Here is an 18018-nt window from a genome sequence, read left to right on the forward strand (position 1 = left end):
CTGCGGAGCTGCAACTCCACAGTGACCAAGGGTTTCAATACACTTCACAACCGTATTTTAACCTAACTAAAAGATACCACATTACGCCGTCAATGTCAAGACGTGGGAACCCATATGACAATGCTTTAGCAGAAAATTTCTTTTCTATACTCAAAACCGAATGCATTTACAGGACGAAGATAAAGACATTTGATGAAGCACGGCAGCTCATTGATGATTACATCTACTTTTACAATCACCAGCGTATTCAACTCAAAACAAAACTGACTCCGCTTGAATTGCGAAGCCAGTTCGTTGCTTGATTTAATTATCCATAGGGGCTTTTTTGTGCTGTACGCACAAAGTGGTTCGGTTCACTGCGCCGGGCGGTTTTATTATCCACTGTCACTTTCTTTGCAAGCTGAAAAAGCAACAGTGTTTCATCAGAATGCGATCTTCTTGGAGATATATGCTTCAAGCTCGTCGATCTTTACGCGCTCCTGCTCCATTGAATCTCTGTCACGTACTGTTACACAGCCGTCTTCAACAGAATCAAAGTCATAGGTGATGCAGAAAGGTGTACCGATCTCGTCCTGACGGCGATATCTCTTACCGATGGAACCTGTCTCGTCATAGTCAACACTGAAGGACTTGGACAGATTCTCAAACAGTTCTGTAGCAGGCTCAGCAAGCTTCTTGGAAAGAGGCAGTACGCAAGCCTTGTAAGGTGCCAGTGCAGGGTGGAAGTGCATAACTGTTCTTACATCAGGCTTCTCGGGAGTACCGATGTCTTCCTCGTCATAAGCCTCGGTAACGATTGTCAGGAACAGTCTTTCAACACCGAGAGAAGGCTCGATAACATAGGGGATGTATCTCTCGTTGGTCTCGGGGTCGAAGTAATCAAGGCTCTTGCCCGATGTATTGATGTGCTGTGTGAGGTCGTAGTCAGTTCTGTCAGCAACGCCCCACAACTCGCCCCAGCCGAAGGGGAAGAGGTACTCAAAGTCAGTAGTAGCCTTTGAGTAGAAGCACAGCTCCTCAGCAGAGTGATCTCTCAGTCTCAGGTTCTCTTCCTTGATGTTCAGGCTCAGCAGGAAGTTCTTGCAGAAGCTTCTCCAGTAGTCGAACCATTCAAGGTCAGTGCCGGGCTTGCAGAAGAACTCAAGCTCCATCTGCTCGAACTCTCTTACTCTGAATATGAAGTTACCGGGAGTGATTTCGTTACGGAAGCTCTTACCAACCTGAGCAACACCGAAAGGAACTTTCTTTCTGGTAGTTCTCTGGATATTAGCGAAGTTTACGAAGATACCCTGTGCAGTCTCGGGACGCAGATAAAGTTCAGACTTGCTATCCTCGGTGATGCCCTGGAATGTCTTGAACATCAGGTTGAACTGGCGGATATCAGTGAAGTTGTGCTTGCCGCAGTTAGGGCAGGGAATGCCTTTTTCCTTGATGTAGTCCATCATCTGCTCATTGGACCAGCCTGCAACGTTAGTACCGTCGAAATCCTCGATGAGGTTATCAGCACGGTGACGAGTCTTACACTCCTTGCAGTCCATCAGAGGATCGGAGAAGCCGCCGATATGACCCGAAGCTACCCAGGTCTGGGGATTCATCAGTATCGCAGAATCAAGACCAACATTGTACTTGTTCTCCTGAACGAACTTCTTTCTCCAAGCGTCCTTGATATTGTTCTTCAGCTCAACGCCGAGGGGACCGTAATCCCAGGTATTAGCGAGACCGCCGTAGATCTCACTGCCGGGGTATACAAAGCCTCTGCCCTTACAGAGGGCAACTATCTTTTCCATTGTCTTTTCGGTATTCTTCATGGTGACTCTCCTTAATCATTAAAATACATATACGTATATTGTATAACAGATCTCGTAAAAAGTCAAGTTTTTTTTGTGAACAAACAGCACTCAGCGCACAGTAGCGCGGCGATATTCTGAAACGCTTCCAGGCTTACAAGCTGGCTATCGAGGGCAACTTCATGCAGGCAGATGAAGTGCGCTACAAAGAGGATATGCCCGCGCTGGGGCTGAACTGGATAAGGCTCGGACTGGACGACGTGCTTTACGACCCGAAGACAAAGACGATATACACGCCTAATACTAATGCATCTGTTAAGGTGGGAGAGGGCGGTATAGCGGTAGGTGATGAGAAAGAACGGTATAACCCTTTTCGAGATGAAAAAGTGAGATTTGCTTCTGGCGGCGGAGGTAAAAGTTCTGGCAAGTCACGAAGAAAAGGCTTGACAAAGAAAAATGCTTATGCTAAAATGGGTTATAAAGAAACTAAACTTATAACTTCCGAAATTAATACATATCATTCAAAGCGTTATGAAGGGAAAAAGATATGTTATTATTCTGGAAAATATTCAAGATTGTATGAATTTAAAATCATGGTTATGGTAATTATGAGTTCACTAAGGTAAAGAAAATAAGGAAGTGATTTAATGAGCGTTTTAGAAGAGCTTTTAAAAAAAGTTCCAGATTCATATCCTGACTTTGTGTTAGGTATGAAGTCTTTCCTTGAAGATGATGGGATTGAAATTACTGAAAAAATGATAAAATTCATGCAAGACAACCCCAATGCTACAACAAGTGAAATAGGTGAATACCATACAAGCATTACAGATTATCCTGATATCGAGTTTTTTGACGATAGTGAACTTGTTGAATAATGAATAGCAATAAGCCGCCCAACAAAGGCGGTTTTTTCACACCCAAATTCCCCCAATGCACACAAAAACAGCGGAAGCCCCCAAAGACTTCCGCTGTTAAATACATTATTTCTTTTCGCCGTGATACATCAGCGTTACCGCCATGCCGTTTATTATGCCTATGGCTAACCCGCACACCACATAGAATACCGCTATCGGTATATGCAGCAGCACCGAGATCAGACCGAAGACCACTATGAACAGCAGCGGAGTGATTATCTGTATAAGGAATTTCCTGCCCATGAGAACAGGCAGTTTTTCCGCAAGTGCCAGCGTTTTTTCGCCGTCAGGATCGTACAGCCTGTACAATATCTGCATGACAGCCATCGGTATACCGATAAGCAATATCAGCGCGAATATATTCATGGTGTACCCTCCTTACACTTTCAACGGATATCAGATAACTCTTACGCCTACAACGCCTGCAACAGACTTTACAGCATCAACATTTGCAGAACCCTTAACGTCCAGCAGAGTGTAGCCCCAAGCCTTCTTTGTAGCAGAAGCGCTTGCAACAACGTCAGCACCTACAGCAGCCTTTACAGCATCCTCGGTAACTTCAGCCTTGTGCAGTACGCATACCAGCTGATCAGCTGTCTTAGCCAGTTCAAGGTTCGGGAATGTAACAGAATTTCTGATCTTACCTCTCTCGATGTAGTCCATCAGCTCGTCAGCTGCCATGATAGCGCAGTTGTCCTCGCTCTCGGGAGTAGAAGCACCCAGGTGAGGCAGAGTGATAACGTTCTCCTCGCCCAGACCGATATCGTCAGCGAAGTCTGTAACGTACTTAGCGATCTTGCCTGCCTTGATAGCTTCAACAACAGCAGCAGTATCAACCAGCTCGCCTCTTGCAGCGTTGATGATGCGAACGCCGTCCTTCATCATAGCGATCTGCTCCTTGCCGATGCTGTTCTTAGCGTCGGGAGTGAAAGGAACGTGCAGAGTGATGTAATCAGCATTCTTGTAGATATCGTCCTTGCTGTCAACTACCTTTACGGAAGGATCCAGTGCCTTAGCAGCAGCGTCAGAAAGGAAAGGATCGAAGCCGATAACCTTCATGCCCAGTGCAACAGCAGCGTTAGCAACCTTGCCGCCGATAGCGCCCAGACCGATAACGCCCAGTGTCTTGCCGAAGATCTCGGGACCTGCAAACTTAGCCTTGCCGCCTTCAACAGTCTTGGGAGCATCCTCAGTGCCCTTCAGGGAGTTAGCCCAGGCAGCAGCCTCGGTGATCCTTCTGGAAGCCAGCAGCAGAGCGCAGATAACCAGCTCCTTAACTGCGTTAGCGTTTGCACCGGGGGTGTTGAATACTACAACGCCCTGCTCTGCGCACTTGTCAACAGGGATATTGTTTACGCCTGCGCCTGCTCTTGCGATCGCGAGAAGGCTGGAAGGCATCTCATAGTCGTGCAGCTTAGCGGAACGTACCATTATAGCGGTAGGCTCTGCGCACTCGTCAGTTATTGTATAAGCAGCCTTGTCGAACTTGTCAGTACCGCAAGCTGCGATCTTGTTCATTGTCAGAATATTGTACATTGAAATCATTCCTTTTCAAAAATATTATAAAAGCTCTTTGCCGTCCTTAGTGATAACAGGCTTGCCGTCCTGATCAAGCAGAGGTGTAAGACCGCCTGTTTCGCCCCAGTAGCTGTAAATATAATTCACACCTGTTTCCTTATCCACACATATGCAGAAACCGGGAGCACTCATGCTGCCATCCTGCTTAAATGTGACCTCAAAGCGGGTGATCTTTTCCTTTTTAGCCATGTTATCCACTCCTTTTCCTGAAACGGTAAAACGAGCTTATTTTTCAACCTTTGTGATAACTACATTTCCGTTTTCGTCCAGCAGAGGTGTCAGACCGCCTGCATAGCCCTCTTTAGTGAAAACGTAATTAACACCTGTCTCCTTGTCTACCAGCACCTTGACAACATCAATCGTGCCCTGAGAGTAAACCGTTTCAAATCTGTTGTTCTTTGCCATGATATTTGCCTTTCAGGATATATATGTTGTATGCTTTATAAATCGGCAACAGCGCAGACCGTTTCCGCCCTGCGCTATGCTTTGATATTTACTTTGATTATGCGTTCTCAGCCTCGAACTTCTTCATGAATTCTACAAGCTTCTCAACGCCCTCGATAGGCATTGCGTTGTAGATGGAAGCTCTCATACCGCCAACGGTTCTGTGACCCTTGAGGTTCTCGAAGCCTGCAGCCTTAGCCTCAGCAACGAACTTCTTGTCCAGCTCCTCGTTGCCTGTAACGAAAGGAACGTTCATCAGAGATCTGTCCTCGGGAACAACTGTGCCCTTGAAGAGCTTGCTGCTGTCAAGGAAATCATACAGGATTTTAGCCTTCTTCTCGTTGTGAGCCTTCATGCCCTCGAGACCGCCCATCTTCTTGATCCACTTGAATACCTTGCCGCAGATGTAGATGCCGTAGCAAGGAGGAGTGTTGTACAGAGAATCATTGTCAGCCTGTACCTTCCAGTCGCACATTGTGGGGCAAGCCTTGAATGCGGGACCGTCAGCGATCAGGTCTTCTCTAACGATAACGATCTGTACGCCGGAAGGACCAACGTTCTTCTGAACGCCGCCGTAGATAACGCCATACTTGCTAACGTCAACAGGCTCGCTCAGGAAGCAGCTGGATACATCGGCAACCAGCTCGTGACCCTTTGTGTTGGGCAGTGTCCAGAACTTTGTACCGTAAATGGTGTTGTTCTCGCAGATGTAAACATAGTCAACATCATCGGGAATATCCAGATCGGAACAATCAGGGATATAAGAGAAAGTCTTGTCAGCGGAGGAAGCAACTCTTACTACCTCACCGTACTTCTCAGCCTCAGCAGCAGCCTTCTTAGCCCACTGACCTGTGATGATGTAAGCAGCCTTACCCTTCTTCATCAGGTTCATAGGTACCTCTGCGAATACCAGAGAAGCACCGCCCTGCAGGAATATTACCTTGTAGTTGTCGGGAATGTTCATCAGATCTCTGAGATCCTTCTCAGCTTCCTTGATGATCTCGTCATAAGCCTTGGATCTGTGGGACATCTCCATAACGCTCATGCCTGTGCCCTTGTAATCGAGCATCTCCTCAGCAGCTTCCTTGAGTACTTCCTCGGGAAGAACAGCAGGACCTGCGCTGAAATTATAAACTCTGCCCATTGTTAATGACCTCCATTGTATAAAATTAAAAAATCAACACTATTATTATATTACTTTCTGTAATGATTGTCAAGTACCCGCGAAATAAACATTCTATAAATTTTGGAAGTGTATTTTTAGCGATTTTGAATAAAATTTGCTCCGTTTATTCGTTTTTAAAGAAAAATATCTGATTATTGATACATAAATATTCTGCTTTTGCAATTTTGAGATTCAATTGTTGCAAAATTAAAATTAGTCGAGTATAACTACAAAAGTTGTACAATTTGTTTAAAGTAATAAATCGGCAGATAACTTAATTCGGCGGGTGTATCCTTGACAATGTCGGTAAATGGTGGTACAATGTAAGTTAAAGTGCTTATAAGTTTATTTATCGGCATTTATTGTAATCGACCTGTACGAAATAATAATATAAAGAAGGTAAAGTAAAATGAGAACTTTTTCAAAATCTCACAAGCTGGATAATGTCTGCTACGATATACGCGGCCCCGTTATGGACGAGGCTGACAGAATGATCGCGGCGGGTGAAAAGATACTCAAACTCAATATCGGCAACCCCGCCCCCTTCGGATTTGATGCGCCACCTGAGATAATCGGCACAATGACCGATAATCTCCACAACGCTCAGGGCTATTCCACTTCAAAGGGTATCCCTCAGGCGCGTGAAGCTATACTTGCTTATCACCGCGGCAAGGGTGTCAACGTGGCTTCCATCGATGATATCTACACAGGCAACGGCGTAAGCGAACTTATCACCATGGTAATGCAGGGACTTCTGGATAACGGTGATGAAGTTCTCGTACCCGCCCCCGATTATCCCCTGTGGACAGCTTCGGTAACTCTCGCAGGCGGTACTGCTGTACATTATATATGCGATGAGTCTTCCGAGTGGTTCCCCGATATCAAGGATATGGAGAGCAAGATAACTCCCAAGACAAAGGCTGTTGTAATCATAAACCCAAACAACCCCACAGGTGCTGTATATCCCCGTGAAGTTCTGGAGCAGATAGCAAAGCTCGCCCGCGAGCATGATCTTATCGTATTCTCCGATGAGATATATGACCGTCTGCTGATGGACGGTGTTGAGCATACATCCATAGCGTCTATCGACCCCGACCTGTTCTGCATAACCTTCAACGGCATATCGAAGTCCCATATGTCCGCAGGTTTCCGCGCAGGCTGGATGGTTCTCAGCGGCAACAAGGAAAATGTCCGCGGATACATCGAGGGACTGAATATGCTGTCCTCCATGAGACTGTGTTCTAACGTTCAGGCTCAGTATGTTATCCCCGCCGCACTTAAAGGCACAGGTGCTCCCGATAAGGAGCTTCTCCCCGGCGGACGTATTTACGACCAGAGAGAATGTATCTACACTCTGCTGAACGATATCGACGGCATAAGCGCCGTTAAGCCGAAAGCAGCGTTCTACATATTCCCACGAATCGACGCGAAGAAGTTCGGCATAACCAGCGACGAACAGTTCGTTCTCGACCTGCTGAGAACAAAGAAGATTCTTCTCGTAGCAGGCGGCGGATTCCACTGGGAACAGCCCGACCATTTCAGGATAGTATACCTCCCCTGCATCGACCAGCTGAAACTGTCAATGTCAGAGATGAAGGACTTCCTGAGCACATACAGACAGAACTGATAGACATAAAGCAAGGCTGTACACTTAAATGCGTACAGCCTTTTCTGTTATATCAGAAGCCTTCCTTCCATCGGCGGATATCCTTGTCGCTGAAGAATGTGAATCCACTTACGGTGAAAGATTTCTGTTTCAGCTCTTCCTCAGTGAACCAGGGCGTTGTTTCGCCGCCCTCAAGATCATTTACGATATGGAAGCATACCGCGGGTATAAAGCTTTGTCCGAAAAGGTAGCATTTTTCACCTTTTTCGTTAACTGCCATATCCACTACCATGACCACATGGGTCTCATCGCAGACGATATCACCTATCTGCAATTCATCAGGTGTTATTACTGTGGATTCTTTCAACATCGAAAGAGTTCCAGCATAGCGCATCACCATTTTGAGATAATTGTGGTACTGCTGTTCGCTGTCATCGGGAAACGCCGCAGGTATCTCGCAGGAATAGTCACCCAGCACCAGCATCCTTTTGCCGTTTTTCCACCTATCGTAGCTGCATTCATCGCCGTTTGAGAACATGAAAGATATCTTGTCATACTGTTCATTCTCATAATAGTAATCACTGTACAGACGAATTATACTGTCCGCACACTGCTGATAACCCTCATCCCCCACGGTTATATCGAATATAGCCGCAGTGTAGGGCGATTCTTTCGTTGTACCGTCAAACACGGGCAAAGCAGTGCCGTCGGGATAAAGGGGATAATCACGCAGATATTCCGCAAAGCTGCCTTTATCAACAGGTACGCGGGTATAGCCCTCAGGCGTGAGTATGCGCGTCTGCAAAGTCGTTCCATCTGGGTCGATGGAGTTCATTTCATATTTTTTCTCCGCCTGAACGATGGTAAGTTCAGCGGCTTTCCACTTAGGGTTCACGCGGATATATACCACCGTGAGAACCGCCGCTATAAGTATCAGAAAAATTATCAGTATAACTGTCTTTCTGCTTTTTGGTTTTGCCATGATGCGTTCTCCTTTCAAAGGTCAAAAATCTCTACTGATGAATTATACCACTGAAACAGCTTCCTGTCAACTTCTGTATAAGGGGGATTTATGCAAAATCTATCACACAGGGCAATAATAAGCTTCGGTATTTTTTAGAATATGACCCTTGTAAATCATGTCATTTCATGGTATAATAATTAGGTATGCTGAAATTTGTATCGGAGGTCGAACATGATGTGATATGATTTACCATCACGATCAGAACAATACATAAAAAAACTGACCCGACCCGCAAGCGGTAAGGTCTCACATATATAACGGAGGAAAATTAATGGGCTTAAAAGAAGAAATAAACCGCAGGCGAACTTTCGCCATAATCTCTCACCCTGACGCAGGTAAGACCACGCTTACTGAAAAATTCCTGCTGTACGGCGGCGCTATCGCACAGGCAGGCGCTGTTAAGGGCAAGAAGAATTCCCGCCATGCTGTTTCTGACTGGATGGAGATAGAAAAGCAGAGAGGTATCTCGGTAACATCATCGGTAATGCAGTTCCAGTATGACGGCTACTGCATAAATATCCTTGATACCCCCGGACATCAGGACTTCTCCGAGGACACATACCGTACCCTTATGGCGGCAGATTCCGCTGTAATGGTCATCGATGCTTCCAAGGGTGTTGAGAACCAGACCAGAAAGCTTTTCAAGGTCTGCGTTATGAGACATATCCCCATATTCACATTTATAAATAAGATGGACAGAGATGCACGCAGTCCATTTGAACTTATCGAACAGATAGAGAGCGAACTGGGCATCCAGACATACCCAGTTAACTGGCCTATCGGCTGCGGCAAGGAGTTCAAGGGCGTTTACGACAGAGATAAGCGCCATATCATCGCATTTTCCAGCGAGTCCGAAATGGCTTTCGGCAAGCACAAGGTGGCAATGGAAGAGGTTGAACTTTCCGACCCCGCACTTGATGATATGCTGGGCGAGAATCTGCACGAAACTCTCTCAGATGATATCGAACTTCTCGACGGCGCAAGCTACGAGTTTGATATAAACAAGGTAAGAAACGGTGAGCTTTCCCCAGTATTCTTTGGTTCTGCGCTGACAAACTTCGGTGTTGAGCCTTTCCTTGAAAGATTCCTGGAGATGACCACATCGCCTACACCTCGTATGAGCAGTGACGGTCTTATCGACCCATTCGATGAAGATTTCTCAGCTTTCGTATTCAAGATACAGGCGAACATGAATAAAGCTCACCGCGACAGAATCACCTTCCTGCGCGTATGCTCGGGCAAGTTCGATAAGGAAATGGACGTTCTCCACGTTCAGGGCAATAAGAAAATGCGCCTTTCACAACCTCAGCAGATAATGGCTCAGGAGCGTGAGATAATCGATGAAGCCTACGCAGGCGACATCATCGGTGTATTCGACCCGGGCATATTCTCCATCGGCGATACCATATGTTCCCCCAAGAGAAAGTTCGAGTTCGAACCAATACCTACATTCGCACCCGAACACTTCATGCGCGTGCGCCAGAAAGATACCCTGAAGCGTAAACAGTTCGTAAAAGGCGCGACCCAGATAGCTCAGGAGGGTGCGATCCAGATCTTCCAGGAGCCCGAAACAGGTATGGAAGAAGTAATAATCGGCGTTGTTGGCGTGCTCCAGCTGGAAGTATTCGAGTACCGTATGAAGAACGAGTATAACGTTGAACTCTTCAAAGAGGGTCTTTCATATAGCCATATCAGATGGATAGACAATAAGGATATCGACGTTAAAAAGCTCAAGCTTTCCAGTGATACCAAGCTTGTACAGGACTTCCGCGGCAATTACCTGCTGCTGTTCACCAGCGAATGGAATATCCGCTGGGCGCTTGAAAAGAACGAAGGTCTTGAACTCAGCGAATTCAACCGCGGTGCTTTGCAGTGAAATAAAAACGCAAACTCGCGTAAACTGCCAAGGAAGAGAGCTTTATCTGACTAACGCCAAAGAAGTAATCTATCCACACCAAAACAATTGATGCAGACGATTAACAGCGGATCGACAGCACACCGGATTGCACCGTCCCATGTCAAGTAGACAGCGAAATAAATCAATATAGTAACTACAAGCAGCCAGTGCAAATTGCGCAGGCTGCTTGTAAATTTCTTTGACTGTTTATCGCAGTGAGCGCGGAGGGAGATGCTGAATTTTTTCAATGTATAGCATTGAGTTTTTTGAATTTGTTTACGAAAATGTATTATTTTACCATTAACGTATTGATTGATCGCTTGGTGTATGCTATGATGTGTTTCTGTGGAAGCTTGGATGATAATGATCTATCTGAGTTTTGTAAGATACGGCGTTGATGATATCAAGCCGATATGCCTGCGATCCACTGTATGGGATAATTTTTTTCGCAATGTGTTTTGAACTATAAGGAGGAACAGAAAGTGAACACAAAGATCAAAAGAACAGCTGCAGCTGCACTGGCAGTTATCATGGTGGCAGGGTATGCTCCTGCCGAGCTCGGTATATCAGGGATATTTGATACATCTATTTCCGCAAGTGCAAAGAGCGTTGCTTACGGGGATTTCATATGCTCGGAATATTCAGACTTTCTCCAAATCGAACAGTATATTGGTCACGAGATAGGTAAAAAGAAAGATGTAGTCATCCCTTCCGAGATCAACGGCAAGACAGTTAGATCGATCAATTTTAGGGATTCTTCCTGCTTAGATGATGTTAAGACCCTGACCATACCCGACAGTGTCAACAGTATTGTTTTCGGGACTATGCATAATAAAGATCTGGAGGCAGTTATAGTTGATGAAAAAAATCAAAATTATTTATCTGCTGACGGAATAGTTTACAGTAAAAATAAAACTGAATTGTTATTCTGTCCGAACGTGAAAACAAGTGTGACCATACCTGAAAGCGTAACAAGCATTGGCAGAACTGCATTTGCCGGCTGCACAAGCCTAAAAGATATAACTATACCCGAAAGCGTTACAAGCATTGGTGAATATGCATTTTACGAATGCACAAGCCTTACAGATATAGCCATACCGAATAGTGTTACAAGCATTGACAGAGATGCATTTGACCGTTGCGTAGGTCTAACAACCATAAAAATACCCGAGAATGTTACAGCTATTAAAAACAGTCTGTTTTCTGACTGCACAAGCCTTACGACCGTAACATTACCGGAAGGCGTTACAAGTATTGGTGTATGTTCTTTCTACGGCTGCACAAGCCTCACATCTTTAATTATTCCGGACAGCGTTACAAAAATTAAAGAAGATGCTTTTTATGACTGCACTAGCCTTGAAAGCATAAACCTACCCAACGGCATTAAAAGTATCGGTGACAAAATGTTTTATAATTGCAAAAGCCTTAAAGAAATATCTATACCCGACAGTGTTACAAGCATCGGTAAAGAAGCATTCTATTTCTGTCTTGCACTTGATGAAATGAACATACCAGACAGCGTTACAAGCATTGGCGAAAGTGCATTTGAATGCTGTGCAGGTATCAAAGACCTGACCATATCTGACAGCATCACAAGCATCGAAACAAGCACATTTGCAAATTGCCAAAGTCTTACTGAACTGACCATACCCGACAGCGTTACAAGCATTGGATATGGTGCGTTTTTCTGCTGCAAAAATCTTACTGAAATAACAATACCGAACAGTGTTACAAGCATCAGCAAACGTGCATTTGAGCGCTGCGAAAAAGTTAAAAGAGTAACCATACCTGACAGCGTTACAGAGATCGGTGAACATGCATTCGGCAGCTGTGAAAGCCTCACAGATATAGTCTTATCCGACAGCATCACAAGTATCAGCGATTATACATTTCTTTGCTGCTCAAGCCTTACCGATATGATCATACCCGACAGTGTTACAAGCATCGGTGAGGGGGCATTTTCACACTGCGAAAGTCTTACAAGCATAACTATACCAGACAGCGTTTCAAGTATCGGCAAAAGAGTATTCTATTATTCTCCAAACCTTAAAGATATTAACTACCGCGGCACGAAAAAACAGTGGGATGCTATTGATATAGATACCACCGACAATGAAGAGCTGCTCAATGCACAGATACACTTTATTGATTCCGAGCCTGCCGAAACACACGTATATCCGAAGGTGACATCGGTAGACTACGACAGAAAATTCCACCGTTTCAGACTGAACTGGACAGCTGTCCCCGATGCTGAGAATTACGGCATAGCTGTATATATATCGGGTAAGTGGAAAGTACAGACCCAGAACATATCCGCTTCGGTAACAAGCTTTACTTCTCCCAAACTCAAAGCAGGCCAGACTTATAAGATACTTTTAGCAGCAAAGGTCAACGGCAAGTGGGATCTTACTGCGATGTCAAGCAGGGCATTTAACGTGACCGTTAAGTAAGGGTTTTCCAGATCAATTTATAAAAGAATCGTTTATAACCAGAAAAGACAGTCTCTTTGGAGGCTGTCTTTTTATCCCGTGTCCCATAATTCTGTTCATGATGGATCTTGTTCGTGCAGTTTTTTTGCTTTTTAAATTTCAGATAAACGTTCTAAAAGCTATCGACAAATGCAAACTCTTATGCTATTATATACGATACAATCGAACGCATATACTTGAAATCGCCCCGGTAAAATGATATAATAGTAAAAAAACAACGAGGTGGACTTATGCCGAATATATTGATCATAGATGATGATGCACATATCAATGATATTGTTTCAAAAGCTCTGAAAGCTGAGGGTTACGCAGTATCACAAGCCTATTCGGGTACTGAGGCGCTTATGCTTTTATCTCACAGTAAGCCCGATCTGATATTACTTGATCTGATGCTCCCCGGATTATCAGGCGAAGAGCTTCTTCCGCAGATAAAGGATATCCCCGTGATAGTTGTCAGTGCAAAAGCCGATGTAAATAACAAGGTCGAACTGCTTATAGGCGGTGCTGCTGACTATATCACAAAACCCTTTGATATGCAGGAACTTCTTGCGAGAATAACGGTCCAGCTCCGTAAAAACGAGAGGTCTGCCGACAATGCTCTCATCAGATATCATGATATTACTCTTGATACAGACAAGCATATGATCAGCGCGTGTGACAAGGAACAAAAGCTCACAAGGACGGAATTCGCCATAATGAAACTTCTGATGACCAATCACGAGCAGGTGGTCGCAAAGCTGACGATATTAGACCGCATCAGCATGGATACCCCCGACTGCACGGAAGATTCATTGAAAATACATATCTACAATCTCCGCAAAAAGCTGAAAGCCATCACGGGCAGAGATTACATATCTTCGGTGTGGGGCATAGGTTTTATGCTGACTGCGAAATCTTAACTTTTTCTTTACTATTATCTTTACTGTTTTCTTAACCATTTTATTTTATACTGTTTTCAGAAAGGAAAGGTGATACCTATGGAATATGTTCTGAAAACAAATGGTCTGTGCAAATCTTACCGACGATACAATGTACTGAACGGTCTGACAATGAATGTGCCGAAGGGTGCTATATACGGATTCGTGGGAAAGAACGGCGCAGGAAAAACAACACTTATACGTCTGATCTGCGGATTGCAGGAACCTTCAGGCGGTGAGTACGCTCTATACGGTACAAAACATACTGACAGCAAGATAACAAAAGCCCGCAGACGTATTGGTGCTGTGGTGGAAACTCCTTCCATATATCCCGATATGTCAGCGAAGGATAATCTCAGACTGCAGTACCGCACCCTCGGACTTCCCGACTTTGAAGGACTTGACGATATTTTGAAAATGGTCGGACTTGAAAATACCGGAAAGAAAAAAGCAAAGAATTTTTCGCTTGGTATGCGTCAAAGGCTGGGGATAGCAGTTGCGCTTTGCGGAAGCCCGGATCTGCTTGTGCTTGATGAACCTGTAAACGGTCTTGACCCACAGGGTATCGTGGAGATAAGAGAGCTTATACTGAAACTCAATCGCGAGAAAAATATTACAGTGCTTATCTCATCCCATATCCTCGATGAGCTTTCAAAACTAGCCACACACTACGGATTTATCGACGGGGGGAAGATCATCAGAGAAATGAGTGCCGATGAATTAGATGCTTTATGTCGAAAGTGTATGCGATTAACTGTCAGCAGTACAGCGATACTTGCTAAAGTTCTTGACGATATGGGGCTGGAATACAGTGTTATCGATGATACCCATGCCGATATCTACGCAAAACCCAACATCACTCATCTCACCCTTGCCCTTGCAAAGGAAAACTGCGAGGTGCTTTCGTTTGAGGAACATGATGAAAGCCTCGAAAGCTTCTATCTGTCACTGGTGGGAGGTGTTGTAAATGCTTGATTTGATCAATGCTGGCATCTACAGATATCTGAAACGCCCGTTGACTTATGTATGCTTTGCTGCATCACTTATTTGCGGTCTCATGTATGTTTTTACATCAGTAGATGTCAGTGATAGTGATGGTATCTTTAGTCCTGATGACATATACTTCATTTTCAGTATTATTGCAAACGCAGTTTTATGCATTATGAGTACCGGCACGGAATTCAGTTCGGGTGTTATAAGGAATAAGATATATACGGGACACAAAAAACATACCGTTTATCTTTCCGAATTGATTATAACAGCCCTGATCTCAACCATCATGTTTTGTCTTACAGCCATTCCTTTGGTTGCTTATCATATGGTTTATTTCCAAAAAATGGCACATCTGATACTTACACTGGCGCTGATATTTACAGCTTACATTTCTATCAGTATTATGCTCGTGTTTGTATGCTTCATCACTGCGAACCGAACCGCCTCTGCGATCATAGGCGCATTATTGATCTTCATGGTCAATTATATCGGCTATACCACTGTAGATGTGCTCGGTGAGCCTGAATTTCTCACCAAATATCATCAGGCTAACGGGGATTATTTTATGGTGGCAGGAGATATGCCAGAAATTGAGGATACGGAGGGTATAGTAAAAATAACGCAGGAAGATAACCCTAACTATCTCCGTGGTATTCAGCGAAGCATCGTAACGGTGATACACGACTGTAACCCAAATGTATCCATAAATTCATTTATGTCATACTGCTATTGTACAAATAGCATCGAAGAATTGCATGGATATGAGAAAGATCATTATTCGGAAATGGTGAGATCCGAAATATCAATGTGTATAGCAGCAGTACTCATTTCGCTCTGCGGTGCGGTGATCTTTAAGAAAAAGAATCTGAAATAAGGGAGTCATATTTATGATAGTCTGTCTTGTCATTCTGAACATTCTGCTTGTATGTAAAATACTGATCATGCGAAGATCCGCAAAAGAGATCACCGAGGAAATTCAGGACAGACTTACAACTGATACCAATACACCGATCACTATCACAAGTCATGACCGCCGTATGCGTGAACTGGCGATTCAGATGAATCGGCAGCTAAATGATCTGCGAAAGGAGTATCTGCAATATCATCAGGGCAATACAGAGCTTAAAACTGCAATAACGAATATGTCACACGATATACGCACACCGCTGACAGCAATTATCGGAAATCTTTATATGATACGCAAGACCGATGATATATCTGAGATAAGGGAATATCTCGGCGCGATAGAAGAACGCACTGAAAGTATGAAACAGCTGACCGAGGAGCTTTTCCGCTACTCTGTGATAGTTTCGGAAGATGTTGAAACAGTGACAGAGGAAGTATATGTCAATCAGGTGCTTGCAGAGAGTATCGGCAGTTTTTATCCTGTGCTGACTGAAAAGGGCATCACACCAAATATAAATATTTCCGATGCTCGTGTTATAAGAATAATAAATAAGTCCGATCTCACAAGAGTATTCTCCAACCTGCTGAATAATGCTGTGAAATACAGTGACGGCGATCTGGATATCACGCTCTCAGAAGACGGCAAGTTAACATTCGCAAATACAGCAAAAGAGCTGTCCTCCGTTCAGGTGGAACAGCTCTTCGACAGATTTTATACAGTTGAAGCCGCACACCATTCCACAGGACTTGGATTATCTATCGCAAGGACGCTGGTTGAGCGTATGGGCGGGACGATAGCGGCAGATTATGATAATAGTCGGTTGACAATAAAAATCACACTATGATACTGCAACGGCATAGAGAACACTCTCTGTGCCGTCTTTCTATCTCAACGGATAAAATTTCCCAAATAATAATTACGGGCGGCTCTGAGGGGCATTTCCGTTTGCATGTGAGCAAAGCAAACGGCTCTTCGTACCTGTCGTACCTGCAAAGCCCTTATGCTGATTATTGTTTTTCGCTATCCATTTCATATATGACATTTCAAACACCTCATCAAGAAAAAATCGGATTATCGAATATATGGCGCAAGACAAACAAAAGTGCTATATTATATAATAGGGAGGATAAGGGGTATCAAAAATGCAAGGCATATCAGTTTCCTGATTAGTTCGCACCCGACCATCTGTGCGAGCTGCCGATGGGATATACATTTGAAAGGGGGAAGCATACTCTATAAATAACTCGATGATCTGATTTGCACCCTTTGGTATTTCGTTTGGAAGTCTCGCCAGTTTCATCGGGCAAACTGTTCAGATGTACTTCGCCTTATCTGAGCAGCCGTTTTATCAAAGGTGAGTGCTGAACGACAAGTTAAATTTTTGCAATAATGCCTCAGGTGCAACACATCGGCGTATCGGAATGTTCGAAATAATAGTGCAGCCCTACCGAGTGTGGCAGGGCGAATGGATATGCATTTTTATTCTTGCAAGCATTGACAAAGCATATGCTTTGTCACCTAAATATTTCCAATTCTGCTGTGTCGCATAATTGGCTAAAAGGGAACCCTGACCCTTTTATAACAGCACTACCGTAATAAAACAATCAAGGAGGTAGATATTATAAAGTTAGAAAACAGGAAGTACAAACAGCTATCGTTCACAATTGACGAGTGGAAAGAAGTCGAGCGAAAAGCGGCTGAGTGCCACATGAAGACCGCTACATACATCAAGTACATGGCATTGCATGGTAAGATAGTGAATGTCGATGCGAAAATGTCAAGTGACCTGCTGGCTGCTCTCGGGCGTGTCGGGAATAATGTGAACCAGATCTCGCACCGTGCCAACGTAACCGAGTATATCACACAGGAAGATTTACAGAAGTTGTTGAAATGGAGGGACGAACTACGCCATACATCAAGAGCCTACCTATCCACAATTCACTCCGCGCTAGGCTGCTCTACATAATGAACCCCGAAAAAACGTCAGAGCGAACGCTCGTTACCGGGCTGAACCTCGAAACGGACGTTGACACTGCTATGCAGCAGCTCGCCATGACCTACGAAAGATACTCGCGCAAAAAGTTTAACGCCAAGCCGCCTACCAAAGGTGATAAGCCCGTAAAAGCGTTTCACCTGATTCAGTCATTTGCGCATTGTGAGTGTTCAGCTGAGGAAGCTCATGCTATAGGTATCGAGTGGGTGCGCAAGGCTTTCGGTGATGACTTTCAAGCTATGGTCTGCACCCACACAGACAAAGACCATATTCATAACCATGTGTTACTATGCCCTTACAGCCT

20 protein-coding genes are annotated in these 18018 nt (G+C 44.5%); 12 read left to right on the forward strand and 8 right to left on the reverse strand.

What is annotated here, in order from left to right; genetic code table 11:
* Positions 1 to 302, forward strand: a 302-nt coding sequence (locus tag BM265_RS17725) for an IS3 family transposase (protein WP_143098776.1), incomplete at its 5' end; no start/stop codon positions are given.
* 120 nt (positions 303 to 422) lie between these two features.
* Here the strand turns inward: BM265_RS17725 and BM265_RS17730 are convergent.
* Positions 423 to 1808: a glycine--tRNA ligase gene (locus BM265_RS17730; protein ID WP_074963290.1), complete on the reverse strand. Its 1386-nt coding sequence runs from the start codon at positions 1806 to 1808 to the stop codon at positions 423 to 425.
* A 161-nt stretch (positions 1809 to 1969) separates the two neighbouring features.
* Here BM265_RS17730 and BM265_RS17735 point away from each other — a divergent pair, with 161 nt between their 5' ends.
* Both BM265_RS17735 and BM265_RS17740 read left to right on the forward strand, forming a co-directional pair.
* Positions 1970 to 2413 (forward strand): hypothetical protein, encoded by a 444-nt coding sequence (locus BM265_RS17735; protein ID WP_074963291.1) that lies wholly within the window; start codon positions 1970 to 1972, stop codon positions 2411 to 2413.
* Positions 2414 to 2434: 21 nt separating this feature from the next.
* Positions 2435 to 2662, forward strand: a complete 228-nt coding sequence (locus BM265_RS17740) for a hypothetical protein (RefSeq protein WP_074963292.1) — start codon at positions 2435 to 2437, stop codon at positions 2660 to 2662.
* 105 nt (positions 2663 to 2767) lie between these two features.
* Here BM265_RS17740 and BM265_RS17745 read toward each other — a convergent pair whose 3' ends face one another.
* The 5 genes from BM265_RS17745 to serC form a co-directional block, all read right to left on the reverse strand.
* Positions 2768 to 3067: a hypothetical protein gene (locus BM265_RS17745; protein ID WP_074963293.1), complete on the reverse strand. Its 300-nt coding sequence runs from the start codon at positions 3065 to 3067 to the stop codon at positions 2768 to 2770.
* A 30-nt stretch (positions 3068 to 3097) separates the two neighbouring features.
* Complete coding sequence (locus BM265_RS17750) at positions 3098 to 4237, reverse strand: 3-phosphoglycerate dehydrogenase family protein (protein ID WP_074963294.1); 1140 nt, start codon at positions 4235 to 4237, stop codon at positions 3098 to 3100.
* 24 nt (positions 4238 to 4261) lie between these two features.
* Positions 4262 to 4468: a DUF6440 family protein gene (locus BM265_RS17755; RefSeq protein ID WP_074832122.1), complete on the reverse strand. Its 207-nt coding sequence runs from the start codon at positions 4466 to 4468 to the stop codon at positions 4262 to 4264.
* A gap of 36 nt (positions 4469 to 4504) precedes the next feature.
* A complete protein-coding gene (locus tag BM265_RS17760) occupies positions 4505 to 4684 on the reverse strand; it encodes a DUF6440 family protein (RefSeq protein ID WP_074963295.1) in 180 nt (59 codons plus the stop codon).
* A 97-nt stretch (positions 4685 to 4781) separates the two neighbouring features.
* Positions 4782 to 5867, reverse strand: coding sequence for a 3-phosphoserine/phosphohydroxythreonine transaminase (serC, locus tag BM265_RS17765; protein WP_074963296.1), 1086 nt, complete (start codon positions 5865 to 5867; stop codon positions 4782 to 4784).
* Positions 5868 to 6297: 430 nt separating this feature from the next.
* Here serC and BM265_RS17770 point away from each other — a divergent pair, with 430 nt between their 5' ends.
* Positions 6298 to 7515, forward strand: a complete 1218-nt coding sequence (locus tag BM265_RS17770) for a pyridoxal phosphate-dependent aminotransferase (protein WP_074963297.1) — start codon at positions 6298 to 6300, stop codon at positions 7513 to 7515.
* 52 nt (positions 7516 to 7567) lie between these two features.
* Here the strand turns inward: BM265_RS17770 and BM265_RS17775 are convergent, their stop codons facing one another.
* Positions 7568 to 8476: a DUF4846 domain-containing protein gene (locus BM265_RS17775; RefSeq protein ID WP_074963298.1), complete on the reverse strand. Its 909-nt coding sequence runs from the start codon at positions 8474 to 8476 to the stop codon at positions 7568 to 7570.
* Positions 8477 to 8789: 313 nt separating this feature from the next.
* On the opposite strand from BM265_RS17775, the gene BM265_RS17780 reads away from it, so the two are divergent.
* The 6 genes from BM265_RS17780 (at position 8790) to BM265_RS17805 (ending at position 16565) form a co-directional block, all read left to right on the forward strand.
* Positions 8790 to 10394: a peptide chain release factor 3 gene (locus BM265_RS17780; RefSeq protein WP_074963299.1), complete on the forward strand. Its 1605-nt coding sequence runs from the start codon at positions 8790 to 8792 to the stop codon at positions 10392 to 10394.
* A gap of 503 nt (positions 10395 to 10897) precedes the next feature.
* On the forward strand, positions 10898 to 12865 hold the full coding sequence (locus tag BM265_RS17785) for a leucine-rich repeat domain-containing protein (RefSeq protein ID WP_074963300.1): 1968 nt from the start codon (positions 10898 to 10900) through the stop codon (positions 12863 to 12865).
* A gap of 269 nt (positions 12866 to 13134) precedes the next feature.
* Positions 13135 to 13803: a response regulator transcription factor gene (locus BM265_RS17790; protein ID WP_074963301.1), complete on the forward strand. Its 669-nt coding sequence runs from the start codon at positions 13135 to 13137 to the stop codon at positions 13801 to 13803.
* 78 nt (positions 13804 to 13881) lie between these two features.
* The gene (locus tag BM265_RS17795) at positions 13882 to 14796 is read left to right on the forward strand and encodes an ATP-binding cassette domain-containing protein (RefSeq protein ID WP_074963302.1); all 915 of its coding nucleotides are present in this window, start codon (positions 13882 to 13884) and stop codon (positions 14794 to 14796) included.
* The gene (locus BM265_RS17800) at positions 14789 to 15688 is read left to right on the forward strand and encodes an ABC transporter permease (protein WP_074963303.1); all 900 of its coding nucleotides are present in this window, start codon (positions 14789 to 14791) and stop codon (positions 15686 to 15688) included. The genes BM265_RS17795 and BM265_RS17800 overlap by 8 nt, the downstream gene beginning before the upstream one ends.
* Before the next feature lie 13 nt (positions 15689 to 15701).
* On the forward strand, positions 15702 to 16565 hold the full coding sequence (locus tag BM265_RS17805; RefSeq protein ID WP_074963304.1) for a sensor histidine kinase: 864 nt from the start codon (positions 15702 to 15704) through the stop codon (positions 16563 to 16565).
* A 72-nt stretch (positions 16566 to 16637) separates the two neighbouring features.
* Here the strand turns inward: BM265_RS17805 and BM265_RS20940 are convergent, their stop codons facing one another.
* Positions 16638 to 16763 carry a hypothetical protein gene (locus BM265_RS20940; RefSeq protein WP_278288181.1) on the reverse strand — a complete coding sequence of 42 codons (126 nt, stop codon included), beginning with the start codon at positions 16761 to 16763 and terminating at the stop codon, positions 16638 to 16640.
* 579 nt (positions 16764 to 17342) lie between these two features.
* Between BM265_RS20940 and BM265_RS21130 the strand changes: the two genes are divergently transcribed.
* Together BM265_RS21130 and BM265_RS17815 are read left to right on the forward strand one after the other, a co-directional pair.
* Positions 17343 to 17687 (forward strand): plasmid mobilization protein, encoded by a 345-nt coding sequence (locus BM265_RS21130; RefSeq protein ID WP_074963305.1) that lies wholly within the window; start codon positions 17343 to 17345, stop codon positions 17685 to 17687.
* Positions 17612 to 18018 (forward strand): relaxase/mobilization nuclease domain-containing protein (locus BM265_RS17815; RefSeq protein ID WP_242940897.1); only part of this gene is annotated, 407 nt, incomplete at its 3' end. The genes BM265_RS21130 and BM265_RS17815, both read left to right, overlap by 76 nt.

The sequence above is a fragment of the Hominimerdicola alba genome (assembly GCF_900112155.1).
Taxonomy (GTDB): domain Bacteria; phylum Bacillota; class Clostridia; order Oscillospirales; family Ruminococcaceae; genus Hominimerdicola; species Hominimerdicola alba_D.